At 63.5% G+C, this 23,316-nt stretch carries 20 protein-coding genes; 10 read left to right on the forward strand and 10 right to left on the reverse strand.

Annotation, left to right across the window (positions count from 1 at the left end; all coding sequences use genetic code 11):
* Window positions 1-12 precede the first annotated feature (12 nt).
* The 4 genes from ACU5AY_RS12570 (at window position 13) to ACU5AY_RS12585 (ending at window position 3,937) form a co-directional block, all read left to right on the forward strand.
* The gene (locus ACU5AY_RS12570) at window positions 13-1,164 is read left to right on the forward strand and encodes an ABC transporter substrate-binding protein (protein ID WP_446826473.1); all 1,152 of its coding nucleotides are present in this window, start codon (window positions 13-15) and stop codon (window positions 1,162-1,164) included.
* A complete protein-coding gene (locus ACU5AY_RS12575) occupies window positions 1,161-2,231 on the forward strand; it encodes a FecCD family ABC transporter permease (RefSeq protein WP_446826474.1) in 1,071 nt (356 codons plus the stop codon). Before ACU5AY_RS12570 ends, ACU5AY_RS12575 begins: the two co-directional genes overlap by 4 nt.
* Complete coding sequence (locus ACU5AY_RS12580) at window positions 2,225-2,986, forward strand: ABC transporter ATP-binding protein (RefSeq protein ID WP_446825044.1); 762 nt, start codon at window positions 2,225-2,227, stop codon at window positions 2,984-2,986. Before ACU5AY_RS12575 ends, ACU5AY_RS12580 begins: the two co-directional genes overlap by 7 nt.
* Before the next feature lie 114 nt (window positions 2,987-3,100).
* Window positions 3,101-3,937 (forward strand): SDR family NAD(P)-dependent oxidoreductase, encoded by an 837-nt coding sequence (locus ACU5AY_RS12585; RefSeq protein ID WP_446826475.1) that lies wholly within the window; start codon window positions 3,101-3,103, stop codon window positions 3,935-3,937.
* Window positions 3,938-4,051: 114 nt separating this feature from the next.
* Here ACU5AY_RS12585 and ACU5AY_RS12590 read toward each other — a convergent pair whose 3' ends face one another.
* The 6 genes from ACU5AY_RS12590 to ACU5AY_RS12615 form a co-directional block, all read right to left on the reverse strand.
* Complete coding sequence (locus ACU5AY_RS12590; RefSeq protein ID WP_446826476.1) at window positions 4,052-4,633, reverse strand: GNAT family N-acetyltransferase; 582 nt, start codon at window positions 4,631-4,633, stop codon at window positions 4,052-4,054.
* 148 nt (window positions 4,634-4,781) lie between these two features.
* On the reverse strand, window positions 4,782-5,351 hold the full coding sequence (locus ACU5AY_RS12595) for a hypothetical protein (RefSeq protein ID WP_446826477.1): 570 nt from the start codon (window positions 5,349-5,351) through the stop codon (window positions 4,782-4,784).
* Between the two features lie 638 nt (window positions 5,352-5,989).
* A complete protein-coding gene (locus ACU5AY_RS12600; protein ID WP_446826478.1) occupies window positions 5,990-6,418 on the reverse strand; it encodes an Ivy family c-type lysozyme inhibitor in 429 nt (142 codons plus the stop codon).
* Window positions 6,419-6,453: 35 nt separating this feature from the next.
* The gene (locus tag ACU5AY_RS12605) at window positions 6,454-9,915 is read right to left on the reverse strand and encodes a chromosome segregation SMC family protein (RefSeq protein ID WP_446826479.1); all 3,462 of its coding nucleotides are present in this window, start codon (window positions 9,913-9,915) and stop codon (window positions 6,454-6,456) included.
* A gap of 249 nt (window positions 9,916-10,164) precedes the next feature.
* Window positions 10,165-10,926 carry a DsbA family protein gene (locus ACU5AY_RS12610; protein ID WP_446826480.1) on the reverse strand — a complete coding sequence of 254 codons (762 nt, stop codon included), beginning with the start codon at window positions 10,924-10,926 and terminating at the stop codon, window positions 10,165-10,167.
* 153 nt (window positions 10,927-11,079) lie between these two features.
* Window positions 11,080-11,592: a DUF721 domain-containing protein gene (locus ACU5AY_RS12615; RefSeq protein WP_446826481.1), complete on the reverse strand. Its 513-nt coding sequence runs from the start codon at window positions 11,590-11,592 to the stop codon at window positions 11,080-11,082.
* Window positions 11,593-11,675: 83 nt separating this feature from the next.
* On the opposite strand from ACU5AY_RS12615, the gene mutY reads away from it, so the two are divergent.
* Together mutY and ACU5AY_RS12625 are read left to right on the forward strand one after the other, a co-directional pair.
* Window positions 11,676-12,770: an A/G-specific adenine glycosylase gene (gene mutY, locus ACU5AY_RS12620; RefSeq protein WP_446826482.1), complete on the forward strand. Its 1,095-nt coding sequence runs from the start codon at window positions 11,676-11,678 to the stop codon at window positions 12,768-12,770.
* 9 nt (window positions 12,771-12,779) lie between these two features.
* A complete protein-coding gene (locus ACU5AY_RS12625; protein WP_446826483.1) occupies window positions 12,780-13,394 on the forward strand; it encodes an HAD-IA family hydrolase in 615 nt (204 codons plus the stop codon).
* Between the two features lie 121 nt (window positions 13,395-13,515).
* On the opposite strand, the gene ACU5AY_RS12630 is transcribed toward ACU5AY_RS12625, so the two are convergent.
* A complete protein-coding gene (locus tag ACU5AY_RS12630) occupies window positions 13,516-15,378 on the reverse strand; it encodes a tetratricopeptide repeat protein (RefSeq protein WP_446826484.1) in 1,863 nt (620 codons plus the stop codon).
* Window positions 15,379-15,590: 212 nt separating this feature from the next.
* Here ACU5AY_RS12630 and ACU5AY_RS12635 point away from each other — a divergent pair, with 212 nt between their 5' ends.
* Complete coding sequence (locus tag ACU5AY_RS12635) at window positions 15,591-16,604, forward strand: acyltransferase family protein (RefSeq protein WP_446826485.1); 1,014 nt, start codon at window positions 15,591-15,593, stop codon at window positions 16,602-16,604.
* A gap of 141 nt (window positions 16,605-16,745) precedes the next feature.
* Here ACU5AY_RS12635 and ACU5AY_RS12640 read toward each other — a convergent pair whose 3' ends face one another.
* Window positions 16,746-17,876, reverse strand: a complete 1,131-nt coding sequence (locus ACU5AY_RS12640; protein ID WP_446825055.1) for a DNA methyltransferase — start codon at window positions 17,874-17,876, stop codon at window positions 16,746-16,748.
* A gap of 241 nt (window positions 17,877-18,117) precedes the next feature.
* Between ACU5AY_RS12640 and ACU5AY_RS12645 the strand changes: the two genes are divergently transcribed.
* Window positions 18,118-18,807, forward strand: coding sequence for an HAD family hydrolase (locus tag ACU5AY_RS12645; protein ID WP_446825056.1), 690 nt, complete (start codon window positions 18,118-18,120; stop codon window positions 18,805-18,807).
* A 3-nt stretch (window positions 18,808-18,810) separates the two neighbouring features.
* On the opposite strand, the gene ACU5AY_RS12650 is transcribed toward ACU5AY_RS12645, so the two are convergent.
* Both ACU5AY_RS12650 and ACU5AY_RS12655 read right to left on the reverse strand, forming a co-directional pair.
* Window positions 18,811-19,740 (reverse strand): diacylglycerol/lipid kinase family protein, encoded by a 930-nt coding sequence (locus tag ACU5AY_RS12650; RefSeq protein ID WP_446826486.1) that lies wholly within the window; start codon window positions 19,738-19,740, stop codon window positions 18,811-18,813.
* 18 nt (window positions 19,741-19,758) lie between these two features.
* Window positions 19,759-20,301: a hypothetical protein gene (locus tag ACU5AY_RS12655; RefSeq protein ID WP_446825058.1), complete on the reverse strand. Its 543-nt coding sequence runs from the start codon at window positions 20,299-20,301 to the stop codon at window positions 19,759-19,761.
* Window positions 20,302-20,632: 331 nt separating this feature from the next.
* On the opposite strand from ACU5AY_RS12655, the gene thrC reads away from it, so the two are divergent.
* Both thrC and ACU5AY_RS12665 read left to right on the forward strand, forming a co-directional pair.
* Window positions 20,633-21,973, forward strand: coding sequence for a threonine synthase (gene thrC / locus ACU5AY_RS12660; RefSeq protein ID WP_446829013.1), 1,341 nt, complete (start codon window positions 20,633-20,635; stop codon window positions 21,971-21,973).
* A gap of 19 nt (window positions 21,974-21,992) precedes the next feature.
* On the forward strand, window positions 21,993-23,291 hold the full coding sequence (locus ACU5AY_RS12665; RefSeq protein WP_446826487.1) for a M16 family metallopeptidase: 1,299 nt from the start codon (window positions 21,993-21,995) through the stop codon (window positions 23,289-23,291).
* The last annotated feature ends 25 nt before the right edge of the window (window positions 23,292-23,316 follow it).

Raw genomic sequence — 23,316 nt, forward strand, 5'->3', positions numbered from 1 at the left:
CTGGAGCATGACATGACATTGATCCGTTTTCTGCCGGCTGCCGCTCTGGCGGCTTTTGCGTTTCTGGCCCCCCAGTTCGCGTCGGCCAAGACCGTCACCATCGAAGATGCCGCCGGCCGCACCGTCGAAATCGATGCGCCGGCCAAGCGCGTGCTGCTTGGCGAGGCACGGCAGGTGAGCGTGGTTGCGGCGATCAAGGGCCTGCAGACCTTCGACACGATCGTCGGCTGGCGTGACGACCTGATCAGCAAGGACCTCGACACCTACAACAGCTACCTCGAAAAATTCCCGCAGATCGCCGATCTGCCGCGCTTCGGCTATGTCGGCGACGGAACCTTCAATCTGGAAGCGGCGATCGCGCTCAAACCGGATGTCATGACGCTCAATCTCGAATCCGAGAAGGCGGCGGAGGAAAGCGGCCTTGAAGAGAAGCTGGCCGCCGCCGGCATCAAGCTCGTCTACATCGATTTCCGCGCCGATCCCGACGCCAACATGGAACGCTCGATCCGCGCGCTCGGCGACATCTTCGGAAACGAGGAGCGGGCCGAGAAGCTGATCGACTTCCGCCGCGAACAGCTGGCCGTCGTCGCAGACCGCCTGAAGCAGCATCCCGACCTCAAGCAACCGTCCGTCTATCTCGAACGCGCGCCCGGCATCTACGGGACCATTGGCTGCTGCCGCACCTTCGGTCCGCTGAACTTCGGCAAGATGATCGCGCTGGCCGGTGGGCACAATGTCGGCTCCGACTATTTCAAGACCATCTTCGGCGACCTCAACCCGGAACAGCTGATTACCGCCAATCCCGACATCGTCATGGTGACCGGCGCCAACTGGACCGGCTCCTCCGACATCAACCGCTTCGTCAGCCTCGGCCCGGGCGCCGATCTCGCCAAGGCGCGGGTACGGCTTGAAGGCCTGATGGAAGACCAGCCTTTCGCGAGCCTCGATGCGGTGAAGAAGGGACATGTCTATGCCATCTGGCACCAGTTCTACGGCACGCCCTACGATTTCGTCGCCGTCCAGCAGTTTGCCAAGTGGTTCCACCCGGACCTGTTTGCCGACCTCGATCCGGACCAGACGCTGCGCACGCTGCACGAGACGTTCCTGCCGGTCGACTACAAGCCCGGCTACGCGGTTGCCCTGAAGGAAGGAACAAACGGATGACCCTTGCCAACGCAGAGGCAGATACGGCGAGCGAAAGCCGCATCCTCTATCGCGGTCTCGTCACGCGCCGGCTGCTGATCCTTGCCGGCCTGACGATCGCCCTCATCCTCTCGGTCGCCACCGACATGGCGCTGGGACCGGCGCGCTACACGCTGACCCAGGTCTTCTCGGCACTTCTCGACCCCGCCGGGTCCGACGTGCAGCTGCGCGTTGTCATCTGGGACATCCGCATGCCGGTGGCGCTGATGGCGATCACCGTCGGCGCGGCACTGTCGGCGTCGGGCGCGCAGATGCAGACGATCCTTGCCAATCCGCTCGCAAGCCCGTTCACCCTCGGCATTTCGGCGGCCGCCGGCTTCGGCGCCTCGCTGGCGCTCGTCGCCGGTGTTGCCTTCGTGCCGGGCGCGGTGGAATACATGATCCCGCTCAACGCCTTCCTGATGGCGATGGTGGCGGCGCTGTTCATCCACTTCGCCTCGTCGATGCGCGGCGTGACTGTCGAAACCATGGTCCTGCTCGGCATTGCGCTGGTCTTCACCTTCAATGCGCTGCTGGCGCTGATGCAGTATCTGGCCTCGGAACAGGCGCTTGCCGCCGTCGTCTTCTGGACCATGGGATCGCTGACCAAGGCGACATGGCCGAAGGTCTACATCACCGCCGCCGTGCTCATCGTCACCATTCCGCTGTTCATCCGCAATTCCTGGGCGCTGACGGCGCTGCGTCTCGGTGACGACAAGGCGGCAAGCTTCGGCATCAATGTGCGCCGGCTGCGGCTGCAGACAATGCTGACGGTCAGCCTGCTCGCCGCCATTCCGGTGGCCTTCGTCGGCACGATCGGTTTCGTCGGCCTCGTCGGCCCGCATATCGCCCGCATGATCGTCGGCGAGGACCAGCGCTTCTTCCTGCCCGCCTCGCTGCTCTCCGGCGCGCTCATGCTGTCGCTGACCTCGATCCTGTCGAAGATGCTGATCCCCGGCGCCGTGCTGCCGATCGGCGTCATCACCGCGCTTGTCGGCGTGCCCTTCTTCTTCTCGCTGATCTTCACCAACAGGAGACGCGCATGGTAACCCTCACCCTTACCGAAGTCGGCGCCCGCTACGGCAGGCGCGAGATCGTCTCCGGCGTGTCCGCCGACCTGCTGAAGGGCGGCGAACTGACGGCGGTCATCGGCCCCAACGCCGCCGGCAAGTCGACGCTCTTCAAGCGCATCGCCGGGCTGCTGCCCGGCGCCGGCACGGTGACGATCACCGGCGCTGCCGATCCGGACGAGGCTGCCTGCTACATGCCGCAGGACACCAGCGCCAATGCCGTGCTGACGGTCTACGAATCCATCCTTCTCGCCGCCAAGCAGAAGACCGGCGGCTGGCGCGTGGCCGACAGCGAGCTGAAGCTGATCGACATGATCCTGAAGGCGCTGCGCATCAACGACCTCGCCTTCCGCAATCTCGGCGAACTGTCGGGCGGCCAGCGGCAGCTTGCGGCCATCGCTCAGGCGCTGGTGCGCAAGCCGGAGATCCTGCTGATGGACGAGCCGACCTCCGCGCTCGACCTGTCGCGGCAGATCGAGGTGCTGACCTTCATGCGCCGTCTGGCGGCGACCGAAGGCATGGCGGTGATGATCGCACTGCACGACATCAACCACGCGCTGCGCTACTGTCACAATGCCATCGTGATTGCCAATGGCACCATGATCGTTTCCGGCCCGGTGGAGGACGTCATCACGGAACAGCTGCTGCGCGACGTCTACCGCGTCGAGGCCCGCATCGAGCGGTGCTCGCAGAACCGGCCGGTGATCATCGTCGACGGTTCGCTCGCCGCCTGACGCTTTGCGGTTGCCTCCGCACCGCTCTTGCCTATGTTGATGGTCAACGACCAGCGCCGCCCGAAGATCCCCGATCGACGGGCGGCGCGGCATCATCGCAAGGAGGAACCCACCGTGAGCCACCCCGCCATCGTTTCCGGCCAGACGGCCGTCATCACCGGCGCCGCATCCGGCATCGGTCTTGCCGCAGCCAAGGCGCTTGCCGCAAAGGGCATGGCGATCGCCATGCTCGACCTGCCCGGCGAAACGCTGGAGAAGTCCGCAGCAGCACTTTCGGCCTCCGGCGCACGCGTTCTGGCGCTCGGCGTCGATGTCTCCAACCGCAAGACGCTGGAACAGGCGGCCGAGACGATCGCCGCCGAGCTGCCGCCGGTCTCCGTGCTGATGAACAATGCCGGGATCGGCCCGGCATCCGCCTGCCTCGGCGAGGCAGGCCCGTTCGAAAGCATTCTCGGCGTCAATCTCTGGGGCGTGATCAATGGCACGCAGGTCTTCGGTCCGGCGATGAAGGCGCATGGCAAGCCCGCCATCGTCATCAACACCGGCTCCAAGCAGGGCATCACCACGCCGCCCGGCAACCCGGCCTACAACGTCTCCAAGGCCGGCGTGAAGGCATTCACCGAGGCGCTTGCCCACGAGCTGCGCAACCTGCCGGACAGCGCCATGCAGGCCCATCTGCTGATCCCCGGCTGGGTGCATACGGGGCTGACCGCCGCCAATGGCGGCCCGAAGCCCGACGGCGCCTGGACGGCCGAGCAGACCGTCGACTTCATGCTGGAAAGCCTGGAACGCGGCGACTTCTACATCCTTTGCCCCGACAACGACACGCCGCGCGTGCTTGACGAAAAGCGCATGGGCTGGGCGATCGGCGACATCATCGAAAACCGCCCTGCCCTGTCGCGCTGGCACAAGGACTGGGCGGACAAGTTCAAGGCGTTTATTGGGGGGTGACGGCTGTTTTGGGGCCGTGAGCGGGCTGTCCGATGTTTGAGTACCGAACCGCGATAGCGGACATCCGGCGATTTGGTCCGAGTTCGGCGCGAAGCGGACAAGCGAGACCGACCGTCAACGACCACTTGTTCCACGCAAAGGCGTACAAAGAGCCGACGCGTTCGAAGCCATCATTCGCGCGGACGGCCACCGGTAGCGTACAAAAGTGACTTCCGGATAGCGGCTCATGACGTTCTGCTTCTCTTCAATCAAGTTGCCATCGAGTCGGTCGTAAAGTCTGCGCGCCTGATAGTTCTCGCGTAGCGTGAGGAGATGAACAGGCATTTCCCGGCGTTCTGATGAAAAGCGACTAATGCTTTCGATGAGGAGCCTTGGGCCAAGCCTGTTTCCTTGAAAGGATCGGTCAACATACAGGTTGTGCAGGTAGGTCCCGAAATGCGTCTCCTCATCAAAAACAAAACATGTAAATCCCACCAGATCGGTGTGTACCTCTGCTAAGGTGATCGAGATCTTCTCGAACTGGATAGGAGAAGCCAGGCGTCGCTCCCAAAGCTTGGCCTTCTCATCCGGCATAACATTGGCCAAGTAGTCTGGGGGGAGAATGCCTGCATAAGCCTCACCACTTACACGAACGTGAAGGTCGGTGATGGACGAGTAGTCATTTGAAGAGGCGGTCCGGAAACCTACAGGAGCCACGACAAGTCCTCACGCTTCAGTCATTCTGGTGGCAAAACACCGCGTAGGCCATACTTTGTCAATGTCTGGTGTTGGCGCTTCTGCGACATGACGACCGTCGGCCCGTTGCGGTCATTGCAGGACGAGGCCGGATTTGATTGAAATCTCTTCATCTCTGGGGTCCACCGACACTGGTTTTAACAGGAAGGCTAATATCCCACGGCAATGAACCCGGCTCGCCTGCATCACTGCAGTGGACATTTACGCGCCGGACATGGTCAGCATCATTCCGCCAAGTGGCTTTGAGGGGGACTGCACATTCAGTCAAGACCACTTTTCTATTGACCGGCATAGCGACCAGATTGCTGCCATTCTCCACGTTTGCTGAATTTACGAATGCTTCAACGACAGTGTCGATAGCTTCCAAAGACTGCATTTCGCTACGAATCTGTCGCTGCCCCTCGGCAAATATTGCGTGACAGGCGCGCAGATTGTGCAGGCCGAAACGCGCACTGCAAAATTCGCGCATCTCATCAATGCGTTCTGCCGGTTCCATTTCAAAAATCTCAACATCGCACTCGCCACAGGCGAATGGATTTCTGACCATGATCTGAAGGGAAGGAGTTCGTTTGATAAAGGGTATCATCCTAGTTTCATGCTCGCGACGATCCAGTTCAACGCCAACGAAAAAGACGGTGAGCATCAGCAATCCAGCCGCCGCCGCGATCACTTTCAGCATGCGAGCATTGTCTCCTCAGGCGAAACCCCGGCGGGCGTCCCGGCCAAGTCGTTCCGCATTCTTTTTTCCTGAGGTTTTACAGGCGGTCTATGGTTGCCAGACAAAATTGGCATCAACGCTACTCTGTGTGGAAACGAGGCTGACTTTCCTGCCGCTACTCCTGTGGTGTTAGCTAAACGCCGCGGTGATTGGGCGTGTGCTTTGCCGCTTGAGTGACGTGGACCAGCAAGGTTCGCAGATGGGTGTTGGCGATAGAGACGCATCGATACTCCTACTTTGCTGTTCGCCCGCGAGCAAGATGATCGAGGCAGCCGGGCGCTCTGTATCTGGCCTACGGGACAGGATCGGACAACGCACCGAATCCGTCGAGCAACAAGGAGCGCGAAACTTCTTCAACTCTTGGGAATATGATCCAATATAAAAGGGAAATGCCCTAAACGGTATATCTCGAGGTCGAATTTGTCCGGAATCTGGTCGGGAGCGGGCCTGCGTGGGACGCTTGGATATGTGCCCCCTTGGCGCAAAGGCGACGAGCCTTCACTGCGAAAAATGACCGCCTTCAGAAACGGCAAGCGACCGCGCGTACCGCCGACTTGAAGACGCAAAGCACCCTCGGCCGCCCCTTAATCCACACTCGCTCAAAGCCCGTCCTTCTCCAACAACGCCTTCTTCTGCCCCTCATGCGGCTCTCCGAGGAAAATGTCGGGCTTGCCCTTCTCAAAGAGCCGCATCCAGGCTTCCTTGCCGTCGGCGGAAAACAGGATGTGCATCTGCATGCCGGAGCAATTGCCGGGCTGGCAGGTGTGGAAGAGCTGGTATTTCGTCCCGCCGATCTCGACCTCCTCCGACGGTGTGGAGACATAGTCGTTGCGGCGGATGAAATAGCGCGCCCAGCTCGGCAGGCCTGGAACACCGTAGCGCAATTTCTCCACCACCTTGCGACGGGCTTCGGACTTGTCCAGCACCTCGCCCAGGTTCTGGCCGGCGAGCGGTACCGGCTTCTCCTCAGCGAAGACCGCCCCCTGAATCATCAGCAGGCACGACACGGCGAATACGGTCTTCTTCAAAGGCCCTCTCCCGGGTGTGTTGGATGAATGCAGGATCAGGCCGGCTCGCGCAGGCGCTCGGCGGTCTGCAGGTCGACGGAGACGAGCTGGGACACGCCCTGCTCGGCCATGGTGACGCCGAACAGGCGGTTCATGCGGGCCATGGTGATCGGATTGTGGGTCACCACGATGAAGCGGGTGTCGGTCGAGCGGGTCATCTCGTCCATCAGGTTGCAGTAGCGCTCGACATTGTGGTCGTCGAGCGGCGCGTCCACTTCGTCGAGCACGCAGATCGGCGCCGGATTGGTCAGGAAGACCGCGAAGATCAGCGCCATCGCCGTCAGCGCCTGTTCGCCGCCCGACAGCAGCGTCATCGTCTGCGGCTTCTTGCCGGGCGGGCGGGCGAGGATTTCGAGGCCGGCTTCCAGCGGATCCTCGGATTCGATCAGCTGCAGTTCGGCCGTGCCGCCGCCGAAGAGGTGGGTGAAGAGACGGCGGAACTGCTCGTTGACGACGTCGAAGGCCGCCAGCAGCCGTTCACGGCCCTCGCGGTTCAGGCTCTGGATCGCACCGCGCAGCTTGCGGATCGCATCGATGATGTCGTCGCGCTCCTTGATGAGCGCCGCGAGCTTTTCGGAGAGCTCCTTCTGCTCTTCCTCGGCGCGCAGGTTGACGGCGCCCAAGCGTTCGCGCTCGATCTTCAGCCGCTCCAGTTCGCGCTCCACCTCGCGCGGGTCGGGGATCTCATCCATCACTTTGAGGCCCGTCAGGCGGAAGGCCTCGTGCGGGGCGCATTGCAGCGCCTCGCGGATCAGGTTTTCGCTGTCCTGGCGACGCTCGCGGGCGGACACCAGCCGCTCCTCGGCGCGGCCCCGCTTCTCGCGCGCTTCGGCGAGTTCGGAGAGAGCGCGCGCGGCGGACTGGTCGGCCTGGCGCTGCATGGCTTCGGCTTCGGCGAGGCGATCGGCGGCGTCGCGGCGGTTTGCCTCCGCCTTCTGCAACTCCGTCATCAGCGCCCGGCGCTTCTCTTCCATTTCCTCCGGCGCGACGTCGAGATCGGCGGCCTCCTCACGGGCCTCCTCCTCGCGGTCGCGCAGCGTCTGAATGTGCTCCTCGGCATTGGCCGCCCGCGCCTTCCAGGCGGCGCGTTCTTCGGCGATGGCGGCGATGCGCCGTTCGCGCGCCTCGTTTTCGCGGTTCAGGCTCTCGTGCCGGGCACGGGCCTCGGCAAGCACGCTGCGGCCGTTGGCGACGTCGAGTTGCTGGGCGCGCAGGGCCTCGTCCAGATCGGTGAGATCCGGGGCGCTCTCCATCTCGATGCGGGCGTCCTCCTCGCGGATGACGACCTCTTCCAGCTGCGCACGGATCTGCCCCAACGCCTCATTCAAGACGTCGCGGCGGCGGATCAGGTCGCCGGAGGCGCGTTCGGCGGCCGCCAGCGCCTCGCGGGCTTCGGCCACCCTCCGGGTCGCCAGCCGCACCGTGTCGCGGGCCGCGTTGAGCTGGCCTTCCTCGGCGCGAATACGGTCGCCGGCGGCGCGGAGAGCGATCTCCGCATCCTCGAGCACGATGCGGGCCTCGTCGCTCTCGGCTTCCAGTTCGGCAAGCCGGTTTTTCTGGGAAAGACGCAGGGCGGCGGCGCTCGGCGCATCGGCGCCGGTCACATGGCCATCCCAGCGCCAGACGGCACCGGCCTTCGTCACCAGCTTCTGGCCGGGCTGCAGAAGAGCGGCAAGCCGGGCGGCATCAACATCGGCGACCAGACCGATCTGGCGCAGGCTGCGGGTCAGCGCCGCCGGTCCCTCGACATGCTTCAAGAGCGGTTCAGCGCCCGCCGGCAGGACCGGATCGGTCTGCCCGTCGCCGTTCTCATACCAGTAGGAGGGAGCTTCGGGATCAAGCGCGGACTCAAGGTCGTCGCCAAGGGCGGCACCGAGCGCCGTCTCGTAGCCCTTGGTCACTGTCAGCGCATCGGCAACGGGTGTGAACTCGCCGGCGGCCTCGCCGGCCGACAGCATGCGGGCAATCGTGCGGGCTTCCGTTTCCAGCGCATTGACCCGCGAGCGCGCCGCCTCCACGGGCTGGCGGCTTTCCGCCTCGTGGCGGCGGGCGTCGGCAAGGCGGCTCTCGGCGTCCTGCACGGCAATGCCGGCATCTTCCAGGGCAATCTCGGCGGCTTCGACCAGTTCCTGCTTCTCGGCCGGATCAGGAAGCGCCGACATGCGCTCGGCAATCGCCGCGACTTCGGCATTCGTTTCCTGCATCTGCCGGTCGAGACGCAGCTTGCGGTCGGCGAGATCACGGATGGCGCGCTCCAGCTGATGGCGCAGCGCCGCCGCCTCGGCGCGTTCGGCCGTCAGCGAGGCAAGCGTCTTTTCCGAAGCGGCCAGCGTGTCGGACGCGGCAACGAAGGCATCCTTGACCTCCTGCGACATGCGGCCGGAATCGGCAAGCACCGCCTTCAGCTCCGCCTCTTCGGCATCAAGCCTCGCCAGGATGGCGGCATTGTCTGCGACAAGCCGGCTTTCGCGCTCGATATCCTGGGCAAGCTGCGCCAGGCGGCGGGTCAGTTCCTCGCGCCGGCGCAGGACGCGGTTGGCATCCTCCTCAAGCTGCGTGCGGGCGATCTGCAGGCGCTGCAGGGCGGCGGCCATCGCCGCCTCGTTCTCGCGCAACTCCGGCAGTTTCAGGCTCGCGACGCCTTGCGACTTGGCGGCCTCCATCTGGGCCTGCGCGCGCTCCGCGACGACCGCCGTCGTCTGATTGAGTTCGCTGGTCGCTTCCCCCTCGGCGTCCTTTGCCTGCACCCAGCGGATATGCAAGAGCATGGCTTCGCGGGCGCGGATATCGGCCGACAGAGACTTGAAGCGCGACGCCTGGCGGGCCTGGCGCTTGAGGCTCTCGATCTGGCTTTCGAGCTGCGAAGTCACGTCGTCCAGACGTTCGAGATTGGATTCGGCGGCACGCAGCCGGAGCTCCGCCTCGTGGCGGCGGGAATGCAGGCCGGAAATGCCGGCCGCCTCTTCGAGCAGCTGGCGGCGGGCCTGGGGCTTCGCCTGGATCAGCTCGCCGATGCGTCCCTGCCCGACCATGGAGGGCGAACGCGCGCCGGTGGAGGCATCGGCGAAGAGCAACTGCACGTCCTTGGCGCGCGCCTCCTTGCCGTTGATGCGGTAGACGGAGCCCTGCTCGCGCTCGATGCGGCGGGTCACCTGGATCTCGTCGGCGTCATTGAAGGCGGCGGGTGCCGTGCGATCCGAGTTGTCGAGATAGAGGCCGACTTCCGCCGTGTTGCGCGCCGGACGGTTGCCGGAGCCGGAGAAGATGACGTCGTCCATGCCGGAGGCGCGCATGTTCTTGTAGGAGTTTTCCCCCATGACCCAGCGCAGCGCTTCGACCAGATTGGACTTGCCGCAGCCGTTCGGCCCGACGACGCCGGTCAGCCCCTCCTCGATGAAGAATTCGGAGGGTTCCACAAAGGATTTGAAACCGACGAGGCGCAGCTTGTTGAACTTCATGGGGCCGGGGCTCCATGGATCAATCGAGCATGCTTGGAATAAAGACCCCCTCTGGCCTGCCGGCCATCTCCCCCACAAGGGGGGAGAACACTCGTGGCCGCGTCCCGCACAAATCGCAAATCGAGCATTCGCGTCGGGTTAAGCCCCTCCCCCTTGTGGGGAGGGGTTGGGGAGGGGTACGCGCCAAGACGCAAAAAAACGGGCGCACGGCGGTGGCCGTGGCCCGTCTTTGTCAAGACATCGGACGGATCAAAGCAGCGGGTCGATGAGCGCTGACATCTGTTCAACCGACATTTCTCCAGAATAGCGCTTCCCGTCGATGAAGAAGGTCGGGGTGCCGTTGACGCCAAACTCCGTCGCAGCCCGGTTTTTCACTGCCGTCACATCATCGAGAAGTTTCTGGTTCGTCAAGCAGGCCTGGAAGCTCTCCTGTGTAAAACCGGCGAGTTTCGACATCTGCAGCAGCGCCGCGCTCTTGTCGTCGGCGGTCGCCCAGGTGATCTGCTGCTTGAACAGCACTTCGACGAAGGGGAAATACTGGCCTTCCGGGGCGCAGCGCGCCAGCATGATGGCGGCGGCGGCGAGGTTGTCGAGCGGGAATTCGCGCAGGATGAAGCGCACCTTGCCGGTGTCGATATACTTCTTCTTGATCTCTTCGAAGACGTTGTTGGAGAAGCGCGCGCAATGCGGGCAGGTCATCGACATGTATTCGACGATGGTGACAGGCGCGTCGGCCTTGCCGACGGATTCTTCCGGCAGCGGGCCGGGCTCCATCAGCTTGGCGACGTCGACGGAGCCTTCGGCTTCGGGCACGTCCACCTTTGCCTCGGTCGCCGGCTTGTCGGTGGAAGCGGTCTCGGTCGGATCGGTCTTGGCCTGAGCCGGATCGCTGGATTTCTGCGCGCTTTCGTCCTTGCTATCCGAGCAGGCGGCGAGCGCCAGTGCTACCGCACCGACGGCGATGCCCCCGAGCAGGCGGCGCTTCGAAATTTCAAGTTCGGCTTTCGGCATATAGTCACCTATCGTGTAATCGAATTCGCGAAAAAACTGTCGGCACCCGGATATCGCGGCGACCGGCAGCTTACAAGGTTTGTTTGACCGGACTATCTTCAAACAATTGTGACCGCAACACGACCAGCACTTCATCCACGGCCAGAAGAAATATCAGCGACCGCGTTTTGCTGCCAGCACGCCGCGGCCGAGCCGCTCGATCGCCTGGCGCAGCTTGTCGTCCTCGATGCCTTCCATCATGCCGTCAAGCTTGCGGGCGGCCTCCCCACGCAGCGCCGGCAGCGGACGCCTCACCGGCGCGACGGATACCGGCTTCTGGACGATACGGATCTGGCGGATCGCCGGAAAGCCGAAGAAGCTGTTGATGCGGCCGATCAGTTCGCCCTGCGCATGGGTGAGAAACAGCGCGCGGGCGCCTTCGCAGGCGATGATCAGCGTTCCCGGCTGATAGCCGCCGCCCGTTCCGCTCTCGGAAACGCGGCGGTCCCAGGAGATCTTTTCCGGCCGGGTACAATCGGCAAACTCGTCGCCGACGATGCCGTCCCAACCAGCCAGAAGCGCGGACGAAATGCCGGCGCGCTTGGCCAGCAGCGGATCGATGATGCCGTTGGCGGCCTCGGCGATCTGTCTGGCTCCGTATTTGGCACCTTGTTTCGGCGGTCGCATCTTGCCTCGTTCGGCGTCTTTGCCTTGATCGGCGACGCACGTTCGGCCACAAGTATCGCACTTTCGCGAATCCGCCGCAAACAATGACGCCCAGGAACACCAAAATCCCCAGTTCTCCGAGATCTTCCGACCTTCTCGCCTGGTACGACCGGCACCATCGCGACCTGCCCTGGCGGGTCTCGCCGCCGATGGCGGCGCGCGGCATCAAGCCGGATCCGTACCGCGTCTGGCTGTCGGAGGTCATGCTGCAGCAGACCACCGTGCAGGCGGTGAAGGCCTATTTCGAGGTCTTCACCTCGCGCTGGCCGACCGTCACCGACCTCGCCGACGCCGACACCGCCGATGTGATGGCGGCCTGGGCCGGCCTCGGCTACTACGCCCGTGCCCGCAACCTGAAGAAATGCGCGGAAGCCGTCGCCCGCGAGCATGGCGGCCGGTTTCCCGACACGGAGGACGGGCTGAAGGCACTGCCCGGCATCGGCGACTACACGTCGGCGGCCGTGGCGGCGATTGCGTTCGACCGGCCGGCGGCGGTGATGGACGGCAATGTCGAGCGGGTAATTTCCAGGCTCTACGCCAATTCCGATCCCCTGCCCGGCGCCAAGCCGCAGATGAAGGCGAAGGTGGCGGCGCTGACGCCTTCGGACCGCCCCGGCGATTTTGCCCAGGCGATGATGGATCTCGGCGCCACCACCTGCACGCCGAAGCGGCCAAGTTGCATCCTCTGTCCCTTCAAGGAGAGCTGCCTTGCGCTCGCCGACGGCGATCCCGAGCGCTATCCAGTGAAGGCGGCGAAGAAGGCGAAACCGCTGCGGCGCGGCGCGGCGTTTGTTGCCGTAGCCGGCGACGGCACCGTCTTTCTCAAGCGCCGCGAGGATCGCGGTCTGCTCGGCGGCATGACGGAGGTACCGACGACCGAGTGGACCTCAAGGCAGGACGGCGAGACCGGCACCGACGCCGCCCCCTTTGCCGCGGACTGGCGGGCGGCCGGCGACATCAGCCATGTCTTCACCCATTTCGAGCTCAGGCTTTCGGTCTTCCGGGCCGACGTCACGCGCCGGGAGCGCAATGACGGATGGTGGGCGCCGGTTACAAATCTTGATGCCGAGGCGCTGCCGACAGTCATGAAAAAAGCAGTCGCCGCCGCTATACCGGACGCTTTCAAGGCAAAAGGATAGGACGACAGCATGACTGCAGACATTCGCCACATCGTCTTCGACATCGGCCGTGTGCTCATTCATTATGATGCCGAGTTGCCCTTCTCGCGGATCATCCCCGATCCACAAGAGCGGGCATGGTTCTTCGCCAATGTCTGCACGCACGAGTGGAACGTCGAACAGGACCGGGGCCGAACATGGGAAGAGGCTGAGGATGCCCTGATCGCGGTCTATCCGGATCATGAAGACAGCATCCGCGCGTTCCGCAAGCATTGGCACGAGATGGTGCCGCATGCCTATGACGGCAGCGTCGCCATCATGACCGGCTTTATCGACGAAGGCCGCGACGTGACGATGCTGACGAACTTCGCCTCCGACACGTTCCGGCAGGCGCAGGAGATTTTCCCCTTCCTGAAGTTGCCGCGCGGCGTCACCGTGTCCGGCGACATCGGGCTGATCAAGCCCGACCCGGCGATCTACGACCGGCACACGAAGGACTTCGGGCTGACGCCATCGGCGACACTATTCATCGACGATTCCGCCGCCAACATCGCGGCCGCGAAGGCCTACGGATGGAACGCCATCCACTTCACCGGCGCTGACAATCTCAAGGAAGAATTGGGCAAATACGGCCTTTCGGCCTGACCATCCATGATGGTTTGTGACGGAGGAAGGGAAGGCGGTTCCCTTCCTCCGTCATGCCGACCAATTGCGAGGTGGCCGGTATTCTTGTCGACGGAAATGCAAGTATTCCCGGTAACTTGCCTCAAGCTGACGTTACGTCAGCCAGTACGCCCATAAGGCAATTTTCGAAGTCCCGTGTAAAGGAAATCGTGTCGAAAAGCGGGGCCGACTTGCGGCAATTCACAAGATGTTTTTTGAGCTCGGTCCGGCGCGTCTCGTTTTCTGCCAGTTCGACTGCGATTTGCACGAATCCGTCCAGATTCGGGGCAACAAGTTCGCGCAGGCCGACAGCGGCCAGCAGGCTTTCCGTTACCCGGCCGGCGAAGTTGGTGCCCTTCCAGCCGACCACCGGCACGCCGGCCCACAGCGCGTCCGACGTCGTGGTGTGGCCGTTATAGGGGCCGGTGTCGAGCGCGATATCCGCCATGGCGATGCGCTGCAGATGGTCCGCCATCGCCACCTTCGGCGCGAAAACGATGCGCGAACGGGCGACACCCTCCGCTTCGGCGGCCCGGCACAGGAACTCCTCCGCCATCGGCGTCTGCGCCGCCAGCCAGAGAACCGAGCCCTCGACCTGCCGCAGGATCCGCATCCAGGCGCGGAAGACGGAACCGCGGATCTTCTGCGATTGGTTGAAAGAGCAGAAGACGATCACATGCTCGGGAAGGCCGTGGTCGGCGCGCGCGCCCTTTCGGACAATCTGCGGCCGGGTCGCATCGTTTGCCTGGTAGCTTCCCGGCATGCGCAGGAGCTTTTCCTGGTAGAAGGCGGCGCTCAAGTCCGGCGTGACGATCCGGTCGGTGATGGCGTAATCGATGCCGGCGCCGGCAACGCTGCCGGGAAAGCCGAGATAGGTGACCTGCACCGGCGCGGGCCGACGGCAGAAGATAGCGATCCGGCTTCCCTGCGTGTAGCCCTTGAGGTCGACGAGGATATCGAGCTCGCAATCGCGGATGGCGACGGCTGCCGCATCGTCGTCCATGTCGAGGATGTCGATGTAGTAGTCGACGCTGTCGAGGAAGCGCAAATGCATCTTCTCGTGCCGGCGGCTGCGGGCGGTGTGGCAGATGCCGTAGACCTCGAAGCGTTCGCGGTCGTGGCGATCGAGCACCCCGGCAAACAGCGCCATGGTCGCATGGTCGTGGAAGTCGCAGGAGAGATAGCCGATCCGCACCGGCTCGTCCGGTGCGCGCTGCCGCGTCGATTTCCATTTCGGCGCGACCGGCGGCAGCAGCACTTCCGCCGTGCGGCGGCTGGTGCGGGCATTGATCTCTTCATCGCCGCACCAGGTCAGATTGCGGAAGGCGTTTTCACGGATGTCGGCGACGGCCCCTTCGGCGGCATAGGCGGCTTCCAGTTCCGTCTGCAGCCGGTCGGCCATGCCGAAATCGCACAGGCAGCTGGCGCACCAGAAGGCTTCGCTCAGTGCCAGCCGTTCCGACGGATTGGCGCCGTAGGCCTTCAGGAGCAACGGATAGGCCTGGTCGTAGCGGCCAAGGCCGGAGAGGACGATGCCGGCATTCAGCCAGCCGTTGAAGTCCATGGCACGCGGCGCGACAAAGTCGGCATAGGGCAGCGCCTCGTCATAACGCCCGGCCTCGCGCAACAGGGCGCACAGCGTGTAGGCGACATCATAGTCATCCGGCCGCCTGTCGCCGGCGGACTTCAGTAGCGAGACGGCCTCATTCTGCCTTGACGCGGAGAGCAGGTTTTCCACGGCCTTGAAGATCAGCGGCTTGTAGCGGCCGGCATCGAGATCGGCGGCGCGGGCGAAGTGGCGCGCGGCGGCTTCGCCATGCCCACGCTTCTCCTCGATAAGACCCGTCAGGATCAGCGCCTGCGCATTGTCCTCTTCGGTCGCCAGCACCGTCTTCAGGGTCTGAAACGCGGAATTGTGGTCTCCGCTTTCATATTCCCGCCGCGCTTTGGCCAGAAGCATCGTCATACTGGTCATCCCATTCCAAGATCGGCCCGGCATAGATCACCGGTCTTGCCCGAGCCTGTTTTGCAAACGGGAACAAAGTGGTGCCGCTTGCGGTTGCCGATCAGGACGCCCGCCGAGATGGGGGTAATCCGGCCTTGGGAGTGGCCGGAACGCACAGGCCTCGCGATAGCAGCGCAGGCCGGCGTCAATGACAATCAAACGCGGAAAGAGCCATGAAATACAATCCAGCGCTGGACGGACTGCGTGCCATTTCGGTGCTTCTCGTCGTCGCCTTCCACAGCAACCTGCCCTTCGTTCCAGGCGGCATGATCGGCGTCGACATCTTCTTCGTCCTCAGCGGTTTCCTGATCACCGCCATTCTCCGGCAGGAGATCGAAAGGAAGGACACGCTGTCCCTGACAACGTTCTATGGCCGACGCCTGCTGCGGCTCTGGCCGCCGCTAATCGCCTTCCTTGTGGCCTTCTATCTGGCGGCGCCCTTCCTCTTCCCCAAGGACGACGCCAATCTCGAGGTGCTGCTGGCCGGCCTCTATCTTTCGGACTATTCCCATATCCTGTTTGGCATGCCTTCAGCGGTGTCGCACACCTGGTCGCTGGCGGTCGAGCAGCAATTCTACCTGCTCTGGCCCCTCGCCCTGCTCGCCTTGCGGAAGGTCTCCGTCGGGACCGCGATCGCCCTGCTGGCGGCAAGCTTTCTCTTCGCCACCTGCTGGCGCATGGCCGACCGGCTGATCTGGGACGACTGGTATCGGACCTATTTCCGCTTCGACACGCGGCTGAGCGGCCTGATCCTCGGCAGCCTCATGGCCTTCGTCGACTGGAAGCCGCGAGCGCCGCTTGCCGGCGCCATCGGCGCCCTGTCGATCTGCGTGCTGGTCGCGCTCAGCGTGTCGCTGCAATTCGGCACGACGGACTCGATGACATGGGGCAGCCTGACCGCGGATTTCGCCGCGGCCGGCCTCATCCTGTCGCTGACCGCCACGCAGGAGACGCGCCACTACCGCCTGCTCTCGCATCCGGCGCTCGTCTATATCGGCGTGATCTCCTACTCGATCTATCTCTGGCACTATCCGGTCGCGAAGGCGCTGAGAGCAGAGACCTCGCCGCTCGTGACATTCGTCGTTACCTCGGCCTTTGCGATCCTCGCCGCGATGCTCTCCTACCGGCTGATCGAACGGCCGGTGCAGGCGCTGAGACAGCGCCATGCGGTCGCGAGCCCAAGGTGAGCTCCCGCGCGGTGCATCGGCATTCGACGCATCCGCAAAAGAATGATGCCCGGGGCCTTCTCCTTCCCCGGGCATCATCAGAAAGCTCTTTCCGCAACTGGAGGTACAAAAACCGGAAAGAGCCTATGTCGCAATCTCTTGTCAGCCGGCGGCGGCAAGCTCCCGCCTGACAATTGCGCGCAACTCGTCGATCGGCTTCAGTTCGCCGCCATCCTCATAATGCCAGAACGTCCAGCCGTTGCAGGCGTCGAAGCCCTGCACCTTTGCACCGAGACGGTGGATGGAGCCGGCCTCGCCGCCGGCGGCCAATGTGCCGTCGGCGCGCACGATCGCCGAATGGCGGCGGCGGGCGTCGGTCAGCACCTGGCCGGGCTTGATCAGTCCGCTTTCGATCAGCACGTTGAAGGCGACCCGGACTTCGGCCTTCTTGCCGGTCATGACCGTCAGTTCGGCCTTGCCGAGCGGCTCGACTGCGGCGATGCGAGCGGAAGCAGCGTCGATATAGTCCTGCTCGCGCTCGATACCGACGAAGTTGCGGCCGAGGCGCTTGGCGACGGCGCCGGTGGTGCCGGTGCCGAAGAACGGATCGAGGATGATATCGCCGGGCTTTGTCGACGACATGATGACACGAGCGAGGAGCGATTCCGGCTTCTGGGTCGGATGCACCTTCTTGCCCTCGTCGTCCTTCAGGCGTTCGCCGCCATTGCAGATCGGGAACAGCCAGTCGGAGCGCATCTGCACGTCGTCATTGGCGGCCTTCATCGCATCGTAATTGAAGGTGTAGCCCTTGCCATTCTGGTCGCGCGAGGCCCAGATCATCGTCTCGTGGGCATTCTGGAAGCGACGACCCTTGAAGTTCGGCATCGGGTTGGTCTTGCGCCAGACGATGTCGTTGAGGATCCAGAAGTTGAGATCCTGCATCATCGCGCCGACGCGGAAGATGTTGTGATAGGAGCCGATGACCCAGATGGTGCCGGTCGGCTTCAGAACGCGGCGGCAGGCGAGCAGCCAGGCGCGGGTGAAGGCGTCATAGGCCTGGAAGGAGGCGAACTGGTCCCAGTGATCGTCGCAGGCGTCGACCGCCGACTGATCGGGACGGGTCAGCGCACCGCCAAGCTGGAGATTGTAGGGCGGATCGGCGAAAATGACGTCGACCGAATGATCGGGAAGAGCCTCGAGGGCCGCCACGCAGTCACCCTTGATGATGGTGTTGATCCAGGCCTTGGTGCCTTCGGCACGCTTCAGCTCGGCAAGCGGAAATACTGATGCCATCTGATACTCACTGATACGCTTACTCGGTACGGACAGCCAAGCACACCGAAAGGAGACACGCTTAACTGAGCATTAGGGTTACTGATCTTGGTTACCAAATGCTGAAAGGGGCCGGCAAAATCGCAAAATAAAAGTCGCCGGTGCCGAAACGGCAAAATGCATCCCACCGTCATTGATTGCGTTTCGAGCCGGGATCATATACGGACTGCCCCTTCCCAAGACGTTCGAAAGACCCCTATCCATGAACGGATTCGATCTCATCATTTTTGATTGCGACGGCGTGCTCGTCGATTCCGAAATCATCGCGGCCCAAGTTGAGTCGAAGCTCCTGACGGAAGCCGGCTACCCGATCAGCGTCGAGGAGATGGGCGAGCGCTTTTCCGGCATGACCTGGAAGCACATTCTTCTGGCCATCGAAAGCGAAGCCAGCATCCCGCTCTCCGCGTCGCTGCTCGACAAGTCCGAGAAGCTGCTGGACGACCGGCTGGCCCGCGATGTCCGCGTAATCGAAGGCGTCGGCCAGGCGATCATGCGGCTCAGCGGTCCTCGCTGCATCTGCTCGAATTCCAGCAGCCACCGCCTCGACATGATGCTGACCAAGACGGGCCTGAAGCCGCTGTTCGCGCCGCATATCTTCTCCGCCAAGGACCTCGGCGCGGACCGCGTGAAGCCGAAGCCGGACATCTTCCTGCACGGCGCATCGCAGTTCGACGCCAAGCCGGAAAACACGCTGGTCATCGAGGATTCGGTGCACGGCATTCACGGTGCCCGCGCCGCCGGCATGCGCGTCATCGGCTTTACCGGCGGTTCGCACACCTTTCCGTCGCATGCCGACCGGCTGATGGACGCAGGCGCCGAAACGGTGATCTCGCGGATGAGCGACCTGCCGGGCGTTGCCGAAGCGCTGGTCGGCTGGGCCGGTCTCGTCTGAGCTTCAGACCTTCAGTGCAAGCGCCGCAGGCAGTATCACGAATTCGACCGGCACGACGCCGGTCGCCTCGCCATCCGCCTCTGTCGGAATTCCGGCCGATGTGCCGTCGGCCGGTTCGACACGTACGCTTCCGGCGCGCACGATCCGGACGGCCGGATCGGTCAGATGACGACCGGCGCGGATCTGCCCGAGCAGCGAAACCAGCTTGATCCGGTTTCCCGCCGTCAGGATCACCACGTCGAAGAAGCCATCGGCAAGCTCCGCTTCGGGCGCGACATGCATGCCGCCGCCGAAATAAGCGCCGTTGCAGACCGCGACGAGATCCGCCCGCATGCGTTCCGGCACCCCGCCATCGAGGGACACCAGCAGATCCTTCGAGCTCCAGGCGAGAATGTTGGTCACCGAATGCAGGGTGAAGAGATGCCGGCCAGGGAGAATGGCCCGCAGCGCGCTGCCGTTGACCGAGCACACGACCTCGCCTGAAATGCCGGCCGTCGCCTCGTTGACGAAATGGCTTGTCGACAGCGCACCCTGAGGGCTGACGCAGGTCATCCGCCCGACATCGATCCTGCGCTCCGGGGCGTCGAGAATGTGGGCCGCGAGCCTTTCCGGGTCCGTCGGCATGGCAAACTGGCGGGCAAAGTCACACCCCGTGCCGGCGGCAGCCAGCGAGAAGGCAACGCCGGGATTTTCGGAGGTCATCAGCCCATCGACCGCACCGCCGACAGTGCCGTCGCCGCCGACGGCCACGATCAGATCGACGCCGGAATCGGCAAACGCGCGGGCAAGCCGGGCGGCATCGCTGACACCTTCCGTTTCCCGGATCTCCACCGCAGGCCCGCGGGCGCGAAAATACGCGTCAAGCCTTTCGGCAAGCGGACGCGCCGCGCCCCTGCCCGCCTTCGGATTGACGACTATGCCGATGCGCTCCAACGGATGCTTCCGGCGTCTTTACTTGGTGTTGTACGGGCCTTCGTCGAAGCCGACGTAAATCTTGGCCAGATTGCCGGCGCCGCCGGGAATGGTCACGTCGGTCTTGGTGAAGATGAACTGGGTCGTCAGCGTCGAGGGAAGCTCGACTTCGAACTTCGTCAGCTCCGAATAGAGCGTCGTCTCGCCATCGGAGGCGGCAACGCGGATCGGAAGGACGATCTTGCCGGGCTTGGCGAGCGGTCCGCCGACAAGGCGTCCCTGGGCGACGACGGTCACCGTCATGCTGTTCTGGCCAAGCGTGCACTGGCGCGTCGTGGCAGCGATCGAGGCCTGGTAGACGATCTTCGACGGATCGTCCTTGCCGCCATTGGCGTATTTGTCGAGCGAGGCGGTGCCGTCCCGCAGATAGACCTGTGGGCAGGACCCCTGAATGACGGCCGGCTGTGCCGTCTGGGCCTGATCGCCGGAGGGCTTCAGACCGTTGACATCCGTGGAGTTGCACCCTGCGATCGCCGCAAAGGCCACAACCGAGAACAATCCGCGCGAAACATTCTTGAACACGGAACTTCCCTCCCCTTCATCTGCTCGTCTTACACATGACGCCCCTTGGGGCTCAAAACGCAGCTTCAAACTGTCATTTGGGCCTTTTCATGCCCATGCCGGCTGGTCTATATCAGCCGCGCAAGAAAAAATCGATCAGGTATCTTACGTTACGTCAGATTTTCCTCCGGAAAACTGAGGATTGATAGGGCCGCCGGCGTCCTTGGCACCAAGGCGGCGATGCAAATGCTAAAGACCGCGGGCCACCCACGGTCAAAGTCAGGATTGGTGACACGTGAAGTACATCTCGACCCGGGGCGAAGCCCCTTCGCTCGGTTTCTGCGATGCCCTGATGGCCGGACTGGCCAGCGACGGCGGCCTTTATGTACCGGAGAGCTGGCCGACGTTCACCAAGAAGGAGATCAAGGCGCTTCGCGGCAAGACCTACCAGGAAATCGCCTTTGCGGTGACCTCGCGGTTCGTCGACGGTGAAATTCCGGAAGCCGACCTCAAGACGATGATCGACGAGGCCTATGCGACCTTCCGCCATCCCGCCGTCACGCCGATCGTGCAGACCGGTTCGAACGCCTTCATCCTCGAGCTTTTCCACGGCACCACGCTTGCCTTCAAGGACGTGGCGATGCAGCTGCTGGCACGGCTGATGGACCACGTCATGGGCCTTCGCGGCGAGCGCGCGACCATCGTCGGCGCGACCTCGGGCGATACCGGCGGCGCGGCCATCGACGCCTTTGCCGGCCGTGACCGCACCGACATCTTCATCCTGTTCCCGCACGGCAAGGTCTCGCCGGTGCAGCAGCGCCAGATGACGACCTCGACCGCCTCCAACGTCCACGCGATCGCCATCGAGGGCAATTTCGACGACTGCCAGAACCTCGTCAAGGCGCTCTTCAATGATGCGAAGTTCCGCAAGTCGGTGAAGCTCTCCGGCGTCAACTCGATCAACTGGGGCCGCATCATGGCGCAGGTGGTCTACTACTTCACCACCGCGATTTCGCTCGGCGGGCCGGACCGTAAGATCTCCTTCACCGTGCCGACCGGCAATTTCGGCGACATCTTCGCCGGCTACGTCGCCAAGCGCATGGGCCTGCCGATCGACAAGCTGGTGGTCGCGACCAACGAGAACGACATCCTGGCGCGGACGCTGAAGACCGGCCGCTACGAGATGCGCTCGGTTTCGGCAACGACCTCGCCGTCGATGGATATCCAGATTTCCTCGAACTTCGAGCGCCTGCTGTTCGAAGCCTATGACCGCAACGCCGCCGACGTGCGTTCGGCGATGAACGGACTGAAACAGTCCGGCGCCTTCGAGATCGCGCCATCCGCTCTCAAGGCGATCCGCAAGGAATTCCGGGCGGGCAAGGCGACCAAGGCGCAGGTCGCCAAGACCATCCGCGACACGCTGTCCGAGACGGGCTATCTCGCCGATCCGCACACCGCCGTCGGCATGCATGTTGCAAAGAAGCATGAAAAGTCCAATAGTCCCATGGTCACGCTGTCCACGGCGCATCCCGCCAAATTCCCCGCGGCCGTTAAATCCGCCTGCGGGCTTGACCCGGCGCTACCGGCGTGGCTTGCTGATCTGATGGACAGGGAGGAGCGCTTCGAAATTCTTGCCGCCGACCTTAAAGGCCTCCAGACCTTTATTGAGAAACGGGCCAGGGCAAAGGACTGAGGCGCAGAAAGAGCGAAGTATGAAAGTTGAGTGCACCCGCCTTGCGTCGGGTCTTACCGTCGTCACCGAGAAAATGCCGCATCTGGAAAGTGTTGCGCTCGGTGTCTGGATCAAGTCGGGTTCCCGCAATGAACTGGAACACGAGCACGGCATAGCCCACCTACTCGAGCACATGGCGTTCAAGGGCACGCGCAGCCGTTCGGCGCGCCAGATCGCCGAGCAGATCGAGGACGTGGGCGGCGAGGTCAATGCCGCCACCTCGACCGAGACCACGTCCTATTATGCCCGTGTCCTGAAGGACCATGTGCCGCTGGCCGTCGATATCCTCGCCGATATCCTGACCGATTCCGTGTTCGACGAAGACGAGCTCGCCCGCGAAAAGAACGTCATCCTGCAGGAACTCGGCGCTGCCGACGACATGCCGGACGACGTCGTGTTCGACAAGTTTTCCGCCGCCGCCTATCGCGACCAGACGATCGGCCGCTCGATCCTCGGCACGCCGGATACGGTAATGTCATTCACCCCGGCCGATATCCGCGAGTATCTGTCGCGCAATTACACGACGGACCGGATGTTCGTGGTCGCCGCCGGCGCGGTTGATCATGAGGCGTTCGTCCGCCAGGTCGAAGAGCGTTTTGCCGGCCTGCCGCAGAAGCCCTCCTCCACCCCGCAGATGGCCAAGGCCATCTACAGCGGCGGCGAGGTGCGCGAGACGCGCAAGCTGATGGATTCGCAGGTACTGCTCGGTTTCGAGGGCCGCGCCTATCATGTGCGCGACTTCTACTGTTCACAGATCCTGGCCAACGTGCTCGGCGGCGGCATGTCGTCGCGGCTGTTCCAGGAAGTGCGCGAGCACCACGGTCTCTGCTACTCGATCTATTCGTTCCACTGGGGCTTTTCCGACACCGGCATCTTCGGCATCCATGCCGCGACGGGCGACGAGCAGCTCCCGCAGCTCGTGCCGCTGATCCTCCAGGAACTGCGCCGGGTGGCGGAATCGGTCGACCAGAAGGAAATCGAACGCGCCCGGGCGCAGATCCGCGCGCAACTGCTGATGGGACAGGAAAGTCCCGCCGCCCGCGCCGGCCAGATGGCCCGGCAGATGATGCTCTACGGCCACCTGATCACCAATCAGGAGCTGATGGACCGGCTGTCCAACATCACCACCGACCGGCTGACCGATCTCGCCGGGCGGCTGTTCTTCGATACGGTTCCGACGCTCTCGGCGGTCGGACAGCTCACCAGCCTTGCATCGCTCGACGAGATCGCGGCCTCACTATCCACCTCGGCTCCGGTTTCAGCCGGGGCAGTCGGCTAGGCCGCCTACGCCGGTGGGTACGCCG

This window comes from Rhizobium sp. PAMB 3174, assembly GCF_052908375.1.

Excerpts from the sequence above, each read along its gene's own strand:
- ACU5AY_RS12570 (WP_446826473.1), top strand. The coding sequence starts at position 13 with ATGACATTGATCCGTTTTCTGCCGGCTGCCGCTCTGGCGGCTTTTGCG.
- ACU5AY_RS12575 (WP_446826474.1), top strand. The coding sequence starts at position 1,161 with ATGACCCTTGCCAACGCAGAGGCAGATACGGCGAGCGAAAGCCGCATC.
- ACU5AY_RS12580 (WP_446825044.1), top strand. The coding sequence starts at position 2,225 with ATGGTAACCCTCACCCTTACCGAAGTCGGCGCCCGCTACGGCAGGCGC.
- ACU5AY_RS12595 (WP_446826477.1), bottom strand. The coding sequence starts at position 5,351 with ATGCTGAAAGTGATCGCGGCGGCGGCTGGATTGCTGATGCTCACCGTC.
- ACU5AY_RS12605 (WP_446826479.1), bottom strand. The coding sequence starts at position 9,915 with ATGAAGTTCAACAAGCTGCGCCTCGTCGGTTTCAAATCCTTTGTGGAA.
- ACU5AY_RS12610 (WP_446826480.1), bottom strand. The coding sequence starts at position 10,926 with ATGCCGAAAGCCGAACTTGAAATTTCGAAGCGCCGCCTGCTCGGGGGC.
- ACU5AY_RS12615 (WP_446826481.1), bottom strand. The coding sequence starts at position 11,592 with ATGCGACCGCCGAAACAAGGTGCCAAATACGGAGCCAGACAGATCGCC.
- mutY (WP_446826482.1), top strand. The coding sequence starts at position 11,676 with ATGACGCCCAGGAACACCAAAATCCCCAGTTCTCCGAGATCTTCCGAC.
- ACU5AY_RS12625 (WP_446826483.1), top strand. The coding sequence starts at position 12,780 with ATGACTGCAGACATTCGCCACATCGTCTTCGACATCGGCCGTGTGCTC.
- ACU5AY_RS12630 (WP_446826484.1), bottom strand. The coding sequence starts at position 15,378 with ATGACGATGCTTCTGGCCAAAGCGCGGCGGGAATATGAAAGCGGAGAC.
- ACU5AY_RS12635 (WP_446826485.1), top strand. The coding sequence starts at position 15,591 with ATGAAATACAATCCAGCGCTGGACGGACTGCGTGCCATTTCGGTGCTT.
- ACU5AY_RS12640 (WP_446825055.1), bottom strand. The coding sequence starts at position 17,876 with ATGGCATCAGTATTTCCGCTTGCCGAGCTGAAGCGTGCCGAAGGCACC.
- ACU5AY_RS12645 (WP_446825056.1), top strand. The coding sequence starts at position 18,118 with ATGAACGGATTCGATCTCATCATTTTTGATTGCGACGGCGTGCTCGTC.
- thrC (WP_446829013.1), top strand. The coding sequence starts at position 20,633 with ATGGCCGGACTGGCCAGCGACGGCGGCCTTTATGTACCGGAGAGCTGG.
- ACU5AY_RS12665 (WP_446826487.1), top strand. The coding sequence starts at position 21,993 with ATGAAAGTTGAGTGCACCCGCCTTGCGTCGGGTCTTACCGTCGTCACC.